This window comes from Stenotrophomonas sp. PA-6-5C (assembly GCF_021605635.1).
Lineage (GTDB): Bacteria > Pseudomonadota > Gammaproteobacteria > Xanthomonadales > Xanthomonadaceae > Stenotrophomonas > Stenotrophomonas lactitubi.
In genome coordinates this window covers 32,188-43,466 of the sequence record NZ_WKEE01000046.1, presented here as the reverse complement: position 1 = coordinate 43,466, position 11,279 = coordinate 32,188, and the positions used below count along the sequence as shown (strand labels likewise).

Sequence of the window (11,279 nt, the reverse complement as noted above, 5' to 3'; positions counted from 1 at the left end):
AATACAGCATACGGAATGAAGATACCACCCTCGTGGTCTCGGATTTTTTTTTTCAAGCAGAAGACGGCATGCGAGATTAATGGATCTGTCTCGTGGGCTCAACTATGTGTATAAGAGACAGGCGCCGCGTTCTTGGTCAATGACAGCGCGACCGCAGATACCTCAACATCTCTGCCATCGTCGGCAGCGTAGGATTGGGCAGGAATTCCACCGCGATGGCCGTCTCCATTTCCACGCCGTTGCAGCTGCACCTACCGATGACCTCAACCGCCTTGCCAGCCGCTACGAGTGGCACGAATGGTGGTACCGGGAGTTCGGTCGCAATCGCATCGAAGCGCCGCGCAGTCAGGCAGACATCACCGGCTACGTAAGCAAGTACGTCACGAAAGGCGGGGTGGTCGATTTCTCGCGGAACTTCGGGGCATGGAACCCGCCGCCAATCGACTACACCCGCCGCCCCGAGCAAGACGCCTTGATCGCAGGCGACAGCAACACGCGATCCGCTAGTCCAGGGCGACACCAGGGCACCGGGCGGACTGATGCAAGCATCGCGCAACGGGGCAACAAGCGGTCCACCACGTCTCCCTGCGGGGGGGGTAGGGGGGGACTTAGCTTGACCCCACAGTACCGCCCGAATTTTGCCGACGACCAAACAACCAATCACACACTAAGCCACGAGGAAGAGACCGATGAACGCTCCGAAGATCACCATCAACAGCGCCGTTGAAACCCGCACTGTCACCACGAAGACCGGCATGCAGAAGCCCGTGTACAGCCAGCGCGCCACGCTCGAAACCGAGGCCATGCGTATCCAGATTGAGGTTGAAGTTGATGGCCTGGACAAGGGCTATGCAGTCGGCGCAGTGAAGGAATGGGATCTGACCACCGATCTTGTCCCGGGTCGCTACGGCGTTGAGCTGGCACGCCGCATGACTCTGGTTGATCCGGCTGGCAACAAGTCGCAGCCCGCTAACAAGGCGGCCTAACCAATGTCCGACCCGGCGCCCCTCTACGTAGTCGGTTGTGCTGCTGAGAACGTGCAGCAGGACGGGACGTGCGCGGTGCCGGTTTGGATGCCGTACCACCAGCCGATTCTTCCGCCCCTGAGTCTGGCTGATGGAACCCTTGTTGCGTTCTCCATCGTGGGGATCTGGGCATTGGGTTTGAAAGCGCGCCTCGTATTCCGCGCGGCGCGTCTAGGGGCTTACTGACAGAGGAATTCACCATGAAGCACATGAACACCGTGGTCCGCATTGGTCGCTCCACCGCAGCAAAGATCGGTACCGGCATCGCCGGGCTCACCACTTCGGCCCTGGTATTCGCCAGTGGCGGCAGTACTTCCCCGGGTGCTGCAATTGCCGGTGAGCTGGCCGGCGGCAAGGCCGAGTTGGGTGTGGTCATCGCTGCCTGTGCGGTCCTGATCGGCCTGATTCTGCTGTGGGCGTATACCCGCAAGGCTGCGAAGTAAGCGAAGTGGTAGTGGGCAGGGGGCGCGCGGAAACGTTCGCCCCCTTTTTTGTGAGCGAAAGGAGGATGTATGGGTTACTTCATCATCATCGGAATCTGTGGCGCCGCATGGCTTGCGTTTGAGGGCATGTGATGCCACGCAATCACTTCATTGTTGGCGTGATCCTGGCGCTGCTTGGGATCGTGTTCATAGGCTACTCGCCGAGTGTTGAGGCGCAGTCGAATTGGCGGTGTACGACGCCTAACGTGTGTGATCAAGGCGAGGCGTATACGGAAGCATGGGCATACGTTCGGCCTATCGCGGCTGGGATGGGGCCGACGTATGCGCCATGCGTTGAACCGTCTGGAGGATCGTCCTACCTCGCGGCTGCATACAACGGATCGTGTGGATCAAGCTATCGCGTGGGCACGCAGACCTTCTACTACACCAAGAAGTGCTCCGAGCGTGAGAGCAAGGCCACTCCCTTCTTCCCACCGTCGGGGTCGGTCCGCTGCATGAATGGTTGTGAGTCGGTGTTCCGTGACAACGGTGATGACACTACGACCTATTCGCCGAACGGGAAGACCTGTGACCGCAAGCCCGACTGTGATGCCCAGGGAAAGAACATGGTGTGGAACGCCATGCTCGGTGTCTGTCAGCCAGTTGAGCCTGAGTGCCCCGAAGGTAAGGTAAAGGTGGGCAACGCTTGCGCTGATGAGAAGCCCTGTCCTGATGGAATGGCACTGGTAGCCGGATCTTGTAAGAAGAAGGATGAGGAATGTCCTGCCGGCATGATCCGCAGCCCGTTGGGCAGCTGCATTCCTGGCGACGGCCAATGCGCCCAGGGTGAGGTTCGTGGACCTGATGGCACCTGCAAGCGCGATAGCAATAACGATGGCGAGCCTGATCCGCAAGACAAGGATGATCCCGAGACATTCAGCGGCGGCGACACTTGCAGCGCACCTCCTTCATGTAGCGGCTCCCCGATCATGTGTGGGCAGGCCCGAATTCAATGGCGCATCGAGTGCAATACGCGCCGCAACAACAACATTACCGTTACGCGCAAGGTGCTGCCCAAGCGCCCAATGGGTACGTACAAGTCAACCGAGCTTGACACCACCGAGCGGCGCATTCCCTGGTACTTTTTCGCGCTGCCGATTGTTCTCGTTGTTGGCCTAGCATTGAGCTATTTCGCGTTCGGCAGGATGGGTAGCCGGCTGACCGGTGATGACGCACTGCCGACTCCTGCTCAAGCGAGCAATGGTCCGCTGGCGCGCGACGGAGCGTTAGCGACGGCGGGCGCCAGCGGTTCCGTTGCCAAGCGCGTGCCCTTGGAGGAGTACGTCAAGAACTACCTGCCGCGCATCGCATCCCAGCCGTGGAGCGCGCCTGTGTACGACAGCGCCAACAACTTGCCGAGCGAACCACCACGCCTTTTCTGCATGTCGTCGCTCGGCGGTGAAAACGGGCTAGGGCAGCACGATGAGCCGAGCTGTAGCTGTGTCACTGAACAAGGCACCGGGTATGACCTGGACGAGCCGACTTGTCGCTACATCGCAAGGCGAGGGCAGTACGAGCCCTATCTGCCACGTCGTGAGAATCGCTTTGTCGATGGCGGCACGCAGATCAACAGGAACATGCAGGACTTGAACGAGCGCTCCATCCAGGGCGCCAGCATTGCTCGTGGTGATCGTGCTATGGGCACGTTCCCTGAGACGCCCAGCATTCAAACGAGCTCGTACACGCAGGCAGGGGAGAACAGGCTATGACCAGTGGCGGGCGTGAGCTGTTGAAGTGGATTGCCCTGGTGCTGATGACCGGCGATCACGTGTTGACGGTTTTCGGCCTTGGCTACGTGCCAGTGGTGTCCGAACTTGGCCGTGTGGCGTTCCCGGTGTTCGGCCTGGTAATGGCCTACAACTTGGCCCAGCCTGGTGCCGATGCTGGCAAGTCGGCGCGACGCCTGGCGCTTTGGGGCCTGTTCGCCACACCCGCGGCTACGCTGGCATTCGGCCAGGCATTGCCGCTCAACGTACTACTGACGTTCGCCGCCGCGGCTGGCTGCATCTGGGCTGTGGAACGCCGTCAGTGGGCGATGGCTGCGCTGATGTGCATTATCGCTCCGGTTGTCGTTGACTACGCCTGGCCCGGCGTATGGCTCGTTCTGGCGGCCTGGGCGTGGTTCAAGAATCATGGAAGGCGCATGCACTTCCTGCTGGGCTCCTGGGACTGGCGTCGTCAACGGGCCTACCTGGTGCTGCCGATCTGGGTATGGGCATGCATGGGCCTGCTCTGCCTCTACAACGGCAACGGCTGGGCGTTGCTAGCCCTGCCTGTCATGGCCCTGGGCGAACTGCCGGTACGCATTCCGCGAGGTGGCAGGTCCTTCTACGCATACTACGTGGGCCACCTGGCGCTTTTGTTTGTGCTTGCGGCTATAGTCGACGGGTGATTCGTTGACAGGGGTAGGGTATGGATATCCGCGTTGGCCTCCTTTTCGTGCTGCTGGCATTCGCTCTACCCGCCTCAGCGCAGCTGCAGTCGGCTACCGGTCCCAAGCCGAAGCCTCTGCCAGCGGCCCCGAAGCCTGCTTACAACTCAATGTCGAAGACCACCACGCCGCTCAATTGTCACGAATTGGCCTGGCCGAACCACCCGCATCCTGGCGTAAAGACGTACTGCGAGCACCTGGAGGCCCGCGTACTTTCAGATGAGGCGCGCCGCGCCGGTCGTCCTGGTCCTTCCGATAGCGTTGTCGGGCTTCCTTCGCTCGGGTCCGACGCGTCCAAGCGCTCTGGACTCGCCTGTATTGGCGGCCAAGCCTTCCGAAATCTCTCGAACGGTTGGGAACAGGTTTCTTCGCCAGCAGGCGGCTGGCAGCGCTGCCGCGAGCAGTGACCGGGGTGTAGGGGCGCCGCCCCTACGGAAACGCCTTACACGCGCTCGCGACGTTTCGGCCCCGATACCGGCAGGATTGCTGCTGGCGGCTCGGCGTCAGGGCCGGCCATCGCCACTGCCGAACGCTCTTTGCGCCTGCTCACCACATCCCGCAGATTGACGACAGTGGCGGGATGATGGCGAATGCCAGCGTCGCGATTGCGCACATTTCTAGAACTGTCGATCGAAGCTGCCGAGCGGGCAGTTTCCATCATCCTGCGCCATTCCTGCGCCTGGCAGGCGGTGAGCGAGAGCCAGGCCAAATCCTCGGGCAGCAGCTCACGGCCTTCCGGCGTAATCAGACGCTCGCCCAGGAAAGAAAAACCGACCCAAGGGCCGGTCAACTCGATACGGTGGTGGGGGTCGAACTCAATCATGCCGCGATCTCATCCTTGGACGGGGTCTGAGGTCGCAGGCAAGAGCCGAGCCATAGGCCCAGCCATTGCCACGCAGAGGAGACGAAGGCTCGGATTCGGCCAATCCACGATTTCGCATAATGTATATTATGTTCAAGCGAATCCGGGGCTGGCTGGCACGCCACTTGCCTCGCCCCCTGATCCCGCTGCGTGTTGAGCGCAGTGAACTTGGTGCAGCGTATGCCGCAACTTGGTGCAATCGACGCGCTGAGCTGCGTGCGGCCCCAATGACTCGCCGTGATCTTGGTGCATCGCCAATGGTAGGTCGCGAACTTGGAGCATCCCCAATGATGTTTCCAGGTCACCGCGTCCTCAGCTGCAGCGAAACGAAAAAGGTGCAGCCGTTGTGGCAGGCCTAATGAACCCGATGTAGCTACCGCTAGCAAGCTGCGCAACAGCTTGGAGCAACTTCTCGGCTATTGAGCGGCACCTTCAAAGAGGCTGAGTTCGTCTGCCATGGCTTGCGTCAGCGCCTGAAGTTTGGCATCGGTTGCCTGCCAAGGATCCCCAAGGTCTTTCACTGCTTTGAAGGTCTTAGGCCCAAAGTAGACCTGTGACAGCAGGAGCTTAGAAGAGAGATCGGACATGATTGCATTGCGCTCCTTTGAGGACCTCTCCACAGTGTCGAGAGCATCCGGTTCTCCGCAGTTGCTGAGCTCAGCACTAGCGCAATCCATGCTAATTTTGAGCCTGGTCTGCGCAGCTTCTATGTTTGCTGTCAACCCCTCGACAACTGGCCTCTTGGCAACCAACGCAGCAACGGCGGCCATCAGCTCTATTCGCTTGGAGGATTGCGGTCCTTTGCTCTAGCTGAAATCGTGCCTCCCAGTTTGTCTGGTCCATGATAGATGCAACGTACGTCCCTCCCAACGCCCCTAAGAACGCGAGAATCGCCGTTAATAGCGGGACAGTAGTCCTCAGAAGAACTCGATATCGCCTCAACTTTCCCCCAAAATTTTCCGGACATCAACGTGTCCGTGGCATCTTAGTAAGTGGGATTCCTGTCACGCAACCAGTGCACGGAAGAGCTGTTAGGAAGGCCGTCGAATGACTCCCCTGCCCTATATTTCGTTGATTCCGATAAGATATATTTATCGGAAGTCAGGCTGATTTTACATATTATTTTCAATCACTTATGAGCGACCTTCTGCCAGCCCTGACCACCGCAGCTCCTGCCAATCCGACTGTGGCGCAGCTCTCGCAGTCCTCGGCGGACGCGGTGCGCGAAGTCTTCGCCGAAGCGGCCTCGGCCAACACCACGCGCAGTTACGCCACCGCCTTGCGCTATTGGGCAGCCTGGTACCAGAGCCGCTACGGTGTGGTCATCGCCATGCCGGTGGACGCGTCCTGTGTGATCCAGTTCATCATCGATCATCTGGCCCGGCGCTCAGGCGATGCCCTGACCTGGGAGCTGCCGGCAGCATTGGATACGCTGCTGGTGGAAGGAAAATTCAAGCAGCGCCAAGGACCGCTCAAGCTGTCGACCATCGTCCACCGCGTTGCGGTGCTCTCCAGCGCCCATCAACTGCTCAAGCTGGTCAATCCCTGCGAAAGCAGCGAGGTGCGGCAGCTACTGGCCAAGGGCCGTCGCGCCGCGCACAAACGTGGCGAGCGACCGAGCAAGAAAACAGCGATCACCGCGACCGAATTGATGGCGATGATTGCGACCTGTGAGGATGATCTGGTTGGAAAACGTGATCGCGCCCTGCTCTACTTCGCCTTCGCCAGTGGTGGGCGCCGTCGGAGCGAGACGGCCCATGCCACCTTGGGCAAGCTTGCGCCGATCGACGGCGGCTACCGCTACCACCTGGACGTCGGCAAGACGCTTCAGGAGGGCGTCAAAGCAGGCGGCTCGCCGGACAAGCCCTTGCTGGGGCCAGCGGCCGAAGCGCTGCGCGCCTGGATCGAGGTGGCCGGACTGCAGGAGGGGGCCCTCTTCCGCCAACTGACCCGCGGGAAAGTGAGGGCCGGCTTGTCACCCAAGTCGGTGGCCACCATCATCCAGAGTCGCGCACGGGCCGCCGGATTGGTGGGTAGTTTTGGCGGTCACAGTCTACGATCAGGTTTCGTTACCGAAGGTGCCCGGCAAGGAATCGCGCTGCCGGCGATCATGGCAATGACCGATCACCGATCGGTGGTCAGTGTCATCGGCTACTATCAAGCCGGCGCGGCCGAAACCAATCCGGCGGCGCGAATGTTGGAAGGTGCAGCAAGGTCGAACAGCACAGCGCCGCCTCCGAGGTTGCCTGAATCTCCGACGGGGGCTGATTCCTAGATGCGTTGGACGCAACACTGATGTCAGAGCTCGTGGAGAAACTGAAGGCGATCCGCCCCGGGTTCAACGGCTGCAAGGAGCGCCATTCGAAGTTTAATGTCTCGACACTACAGGCGCATCGAGAGAAACGAAATGCGCTTCGCAAGGTCTGACTGATCAACTTCACTCCCAGGTGGCCAATGGCAGAACGCAGCCACACGCCCGAGCAGATCAAGCTCATCGAGCACGGTGAGGTGGCATGCGGTTGTCTCGGCTGTGGCCGGATCGGGGAAAACGGAAACGCTGGTCGGACGGGTTCGCCAGCTCCTCAAGGAGCACAACCCAGCCCAGATCGCCGTGGTCGCCTGACCTTCATCGCCCACGACCGGTATTTGATTCAGTCCTTCAGAGCGGCTTTGGGCCCCAAGCGCGAACCACCACCGCTGCATCTACTGCAGGTTGAAGATCCACACAAGCAGCCTGAAGCGGTCTACTGGACGGGTTCCGCAGCGTGAGCATCGCTTTGCACGCCCTTTAGCTCAGCCGAGCTTGACGACCAGCAACAACACGACAAGGGAGCTTCGTTGCTCCAACTGCGGGCACGTTTTTAGCTACCCGATACGGATCCGACGAGGCCCGTCAGATGCATAGCTGCCAAGGTGCCGAAGAAATGGCGCGCTCCGACACTTTAGACACCATCCCGCCTCAGTCGCAGGGACTGAGACGGGATGGCGAACTGTTGATCTACGGCTCGATTGTGGGCCACTGGCTTTCAATGTGACGTGCCATATCGTCCAACATCCTCAACGTCTCCGGCCTCATGGGCTGGCCTCGGAAGTACCTTCCGGAGAACAGATCGATCAGTTCAAGCTGATCCGGCCTCACCTCAACGTTGTTCTGCCCCAGCACCCAATAGCCGAACTCAAGTGTGAGCCGGGCCTCTTCGGGGTCGCACTGAACACTTTTCTCGTGGAAGTAGACGTAGCGCACCTCGCCAGCATCCATCGCCACAACGTGCGGTGAGAAGCGCACCTCAAGGCTGCGCGCATGTGCCTGGTAGCGATGTCCAGGAACCACTTTCAAGCGGCGGCTTGCATGCGGTGATGCAATGAAGGAGTCCAGCACGCGCATCGAATTGTTGCGCCGTGTCTCTTGGGAGATTCCCTGCAGCTTTGCGCGCGCGTCTATGATTCCAGGAAGGCCGCGCTTCATCACGTCGCGGATTCCTGCAAGCGCCTTGGCGTAGTACGGCTGCATAAACACCTGCGGCGTACCCCGTGGATACTTTTGATCATGCAGAAATCGCATCTGCCGACTCGCCGACATGCGGACCATGCGAGCGAGGTTGCGATCAGAAAGACGTGGTCTTGGTACAGCAGGTGAGAGCTTAAGAACGGTGTTCATAGCGTTTTTACTTCCTTCTGCAGTCTGCGAACGAAAGAGGGGCGGCATTGGGGCCGCCCCTCTGGCTACTCATTTGGCGCGCGACTTGGTCGGCGACGGCTTCGGAGCGCTGTTGCGCTCCTTGACCGTCGTCGTCTTGTGCTTCTCGGCAAATTGCTTCGTTACGAACTCGCCGGAGACAGCGCTGCGGTACTGAGTGATCTTCTTGTCATTCATTGCTGTAGACCTCGTGATAGTTGGGTGAAGTCGCTGCGACTGCCCAAGGGAACACCCTCGCCCCCAAAGAAGGCGTCTTAGGTGGTCCTTTATCCGAAGAGGAAGAAGATCTACGTAGATGCTTTACGAAGTAGCTCTCTGAAAGCTATAATTCGGCGTCTGCCAAGACGCACAGCTTCGTAGGTCTCTATCAATCCGTATTGGACAGCTTGTTCAGGAATTCGGGTTGTTTTTTCCTCCTGGGTTGTGAGTTGCTGTATCCGAACGCCTCGCCTGCAAGCGAGGCGTTCGCTTTTTATGGGTGTCTCGTTTGCGATTTTACCACCGTTCACGCAGTTAGCAAGCGGCAAGAGTGACTGCCAACCACTACATCTAGTCTCATATGATGAGGCTGACCGCAATATGCAGTGGCTGCCACCGGAAACTTCGGTCAACCTTAACGGAACTATGAACGAAAACCGGTCATGGACACCAGCCGATGGCAATAGCTCATTAGCCATTTCTTGTGACGCAGTTCAAGTTTTCAAGGCCGCGGAAGCCGCTCCTGTATCGCCCTAGCCCACCCGCTGCAGAAAGCCGTATCTCGGCAGCCTCGGCGAGCCGCATGACATCCATGGCATGCGCATCGACTGGTTGCCTTTGACTAAATCGGAAGCCTCGCTTCAGCAGCACCAGCCACCAACGCCTACGATAGACCAAGACCACTGTTAACTTTGGTGGCCACCATCAAACGGCACGTGGAGCATCATCACCCTGGTACAGGGCAAGGATGACTCCTTGCTGACCGGACCTGAGATGCCCATCTACGACTGAAAGCTCGATAAGTTCCTATGCGATGTCTTGCGATGTCTTGCGATGTCTGCAGATCCCTTCGGTCACCTTAAGCGCGCAGCCCCCGAGAATCGCCACGCCTGAGCGGGAGTTGACGCAATTGCTCAGTCAGCCTCACTGTCCAGCTTTTTGCCATCTAGCAATGCCATGAGGATCGCGTTGTTCCAGCTCCGTGCGCGCGAGGTAGAGGCCTGCGCGAGCACCAACGTGCCTATTGAGCGTATCGCGCAACTACTGACAATGGCAGATGAGCAAAACACGGATCTTGCCGTGTTCCCGGAGGGATTCCCATTCATAACCAGCTGCGAGGTTGGTGCCGTGCCGTCTCTCGACGCCGCCATCCTGGCCCTGCAGAAGATCCCCCCTCACTCACTGGCCTACATCGTCGGCGGGTACGTCATGGATGGCCCTTACCAGCGAAATGCCAGCTTCCTTGTCCACGAAGGGCAAGTGCACACACCCTACTTCAAGCGCGTTCCGTGGTTGGACGAGGTCTTCCAGCCTGGCACCGCCCTGGTGCGATGGAGCTGGTACGGGCACCAGGTAATTCCGCTTATCTGTGCAGACGTCTGCGTGCCATGGAATGAGCCAGATGGCCGCGCAGCCCAGATGCTAGGGGAGGCTGCCGCACTGGGCGCTGGGCCTTCATGCCCGATCATCGTCAGTACGTTTGGTGCCGATTTGCGCACACCATATTGGACCAACCCGTTGCAGGCATGGGCACGCGCTTGTAACGCGCCGATACTCGTTTCGGCTATTGCAGGCCGGAGTGCTACGGCTTTCATGGAGGGCGGCAAGCAGCGCTATTTCGGAGGCGGCGGCAGCGGCATGTACTGGTTCGAAGATGGGCAGGACCACGTATGGCCGTCCACCAAAGACAGCAGGGTGGCGGGAATGTACCTAGTGGACACACTTGAGCCCGAGAGCCGGTGGCTGCCGCTGCGACGTTGAGAGAGTCGGCATGGATCTGCGTCCTGCCTTTCGCTGCAGAGCCACAGTCCAAGCGCCGTCGAAATGGATGAGTGACGCTCGCAGTTTCTAGCGGCGCGAGTAAGCATTGCGGCCAGCTACGGACGTGGAGCAGAGACTCTGATCGCTACTCACTGCCCTCACCAACTGCCGGATCATGTCTCCTGCCGCGTGGAGTCAGCCCGGCATCTCAACGCCCCCGTCTAGTCCGTTCGATCTGCACTCCGAGCTCCCGGACGCGTGCCTCTCCCGCCTGAAGCGCCTGCTGGCTGGTATGCACCGAGTAGTAGACCGAGTAGTAGTCTGTCTCCAGTGGATGAGGATGCCGTGCTGCGGTACCGAATACGAACTCGGTGTGTTCGCGGGCGAAGAGCGCAACGTCATGGCCGCCCTCCTCAAAAACCACCAGTTCACCTGCACCGATCGCTTCGGGCACACGCAGCGAGCCCACGCTCACAGCGGCCCAGGCCACGTCATGCCCCGCGGCGGTTGGAACCGCCACGACTCCCCTGCCCCCAGCTTCACCGAGAAATAGTTGCTCGGTGCCGGTGCGTCGATGGGGCTGCGGGCCAGCGGATTCTTTGACTTTCGGGAGATGCAGCCCGATGACGGAATCGACACGAGCTACTACTCCGACGAAGTACACGCCTGTGCATTGAGCTCCCACCCCTTCGCGGACCTGCTGTAGCTTCGCATCCAAGCCGAAGAGCTTGATCTTCGAGATTGATTGGGGGAGTCGGTCCGCATGCGGACCGATCAGTCGGCCCTGCTGTGAAGGTGTTTGCCGGCACTCCCTCTTCGTGTT

11 protein-coding genes and 1 pseudogene are annotated in these 11,279 nt (G+C 59.7%); 7 read left to right on the top strand and 5 right to left on the bottom strand.

What is annotated here, in order from left to right; all coding sequences use genetic code 11:
• Positions 1-196 precede the first annotated feature (196 nt).
• The 5 genes and pseudogenes from GIW57_RS17910 to GIW57_RS17890 all read left to right on the top strand — a co-directional run.
• Positions 197-460 (top strand): annotated as a pseudogene (locus tag GIW57_RS17910) (hypothetical protein); the annotation flags it as partial.
• A 229-nt stretch (positions 461-689) separates the two neighbouring features.
• Positions 690-986, top strand: a complete 297-nt coding sequence (locus GIW57_RS17905; protein WP_236512209.1) for a hypothetical protein — start codon at positions 690-692, stop codon at positions 984-986.
• A 239-nt stretch (positions 987-1,225) separates the two neighbouring features.
• Positions 1,226-1,468, top strand: a complete 243-nt coding sequence (locus GIW57_RS17900) for a hypothetical protein (protein ID WP_236512207.1) — start codon at positions 1,226-1,228, stop codon at positions 1,466-1,468.
• A gap of 401 nt (positions 1,469-1,869) precedes the next feature.
• Entirely contained in the window at positions 1,870-3,216 is a 1,347-nt protein-coding gene (locus GIW57_RS17895) for a hypothetical protein (protein WP_236512205.1), read from the top strand.
• Positions 3,213-3,899 carry a TraX family protein gene (locus GIW57_RS17890; RefSeq protein ID WP_236512203.1) on the top strand — a complete coding sequence of 229 codons (687 nt, stop codon included), beginning with the start codon at positions 3,213-3,215 and terminating at the stop codon, positions 3,897-3,899. The genes GIW57_RS17895 and GIW57_RS17890 overlap by 4 nt, the downstream gene beginning before the upstream one ends.
• A gap of 481 nt (positions 3,900-4,380) precedes the next feature.
• On the opposite strand, the gene GIW57_RS17885 is transcribed toward GIW57_RS17890, so the two are convergent.
• Positions 4,381-4,761: a DUF3653 domain-containing protein gene (locus GIW57_RS17885; protein WP_236512201.1), complete on the bottom strand. Its 381-nt coding sequence runs from the start codon at positions 4,759-4,761 to the stop codon at positions 4,381-4,383.
• 455 nt (positions 4,762-5,216) lie between these two features.
• Positions 5,217-5,387 (bottom strand): hypothetical protein, encoded by a 171-nt coding sequence (locus tag GIW57_RS17880; RefSeq protein ID WP_157804898.1) that lies wholly within the window; start codon positions 5,385-5,387, stop codon positions 5,217-5,219.
• 548 nt (positions 5,388-5,935) lie between these two features.
• Here GIW57_RS17880 and GIW57_RS17875 point away from each other — a divergent pair.
• Positions 5,936-7,075, top strand: coding sequence for a site-specific integrase (locus GIW57_RS17875; RefSeq protein ID WP_236512199.1), 1,140 nt, complete (start codon positions 5,936-5,938; stop codon positions 7,073-7,075).
• Between the two features lie 723 nt (positions 7,076-7,798).
• Here GIW57_RS17875 and GIW57_RS17870 read toward each other — a convergent pair.
• Together GIW57_RS17870 and GIW57_RS17865 are read right to left on the bottom strand one after the other, a co-directional pair.
• Positions 7,799-8,458 carry a hypothetical protein gene (locus tag GIW57_RS17870; RefSeq protein ID WP_236512197.1) on the bottom strand — a complete coding sequence of 220 codons (660 nt, stop codon included), beginning with the start codon at positions 8,456-8,458 and terminating at the stop codon, positions 7,799-7,801.
• A 69-nt stretch (positions 8,459-8,527) separates the two neighbouring features.
• Positions 8,528-8,674: a multidrug transporter gene (locus tag GIW57_RS17865; RefSeq protein WP_100465370.1), complete on the bottom strand. Its 147-nt coding sequence runs from the start codon at positions 8,672-8,674 to the stop codon at positions 8,528-8,530.
• A 978-nt stretch (positions 8,675-9,652) separates the two neighbouring features.
• On the opposite strand from GIW57_RS17865, the gene GIW57_RS17860 reads away from it, so the two are divergent.
• Positions 9,653-10,456 (top strand): carbon-nitrogen hydrolase family protein, encoded by an 804-nt coding sequence (locus tag GIW57_RS17860; RefSeq protein WP_100465369.1) that lies wholly within the window; start codon positions 9,653-9,655, stop codon positions 10,454-10,456.
• A 208-nt stretch (positions 10,457-10,664) separates the two neighbouring features.
• On the opposite strand, the gene GIW57_RS17855 is transcribed toward GIW57_RS17860, so the two are convergent.
• Positions 10,665-10,976: a hypothetical protein gene (locus tag GIW57_RS17855; RefSeq protein WP_236512195.1), complete on the bottom strand. Its 312-nt coding sequence runs from the start codon at positions 10,974-10,976 to the stop codon at positions 10,665-10,667.
• Positions 10,977-11,279 lie beyond the last annotated feature (303 nt).

Excerpts from the sequence above, each read along its gene's own strand:
- GIW57_RS17905 (WP_236512209.1), top strand. The coding sequence starts at position 690 with ATGAACGCTCCGAAGATCACCATCAACAGCGCCGTTGAAACCCGCACT.
- GIW57_RS17900 (WP_236512207.1), top strand. The coding sequence starts at position 1,226 with ATGAAGCACATGAACACCGTGGTCCGCATTGGTCGCTCCACCGCAGCA.
- GIW57_RS17890 (WP_236512203.1), top strand. The coding sequence starts at position 3,213 with ATGACCAGTGGCGGGCGTGAGCTGTTGAAGTGGATTGCCCTGGTGCTG.
- GIW57_RS17885 (WP_236512201.1), bottom strand. The coding sequence starts at position 4,761 with ATGATTGAGTTCGACCCCCACCACCGTATCGAGTTGACCGGCCCTTGG.
- GIW57_RS17880 (WP_157804898.1), bottom strand. The coding sequence starts at position 5,387 with ATGTCCGATCTCTCTTCTAAGCTCCTGCTGTCACAGGTCTACTTTGGG.
- GIW57_RS17875 (WP_236512199.1), top strand. The coding sequence starts at position 5,936 with ATGAGCGACCTTCTGCCAGCCCTGACCACCGCAGCTCCTGCCAATCCG.
- GIW57_RS17870 (WP_236512197.1), bottom strand. The coding sequence starts at position 8,458 with ATGAACACCGTTCTTAAGCTCTCACCTGCTGTACCAAGACCACGTCTT.
- GIW57_RS17865 (WP_100465370.1), bottom strand. The coding sequence starts at position 8,674 with ATGAATGACAAGAAGATCACTCAGTACCGCAGCGCTGTCTCCGGCGAG.
- GIW57_RS17860 (WP_100465369.1), top strand. The coding sequence starts at position 9,653 with ATGAGGATCGCGTTGTTCCAGCTCCGTGCGCGCGAGGTAGAGGCCTGC.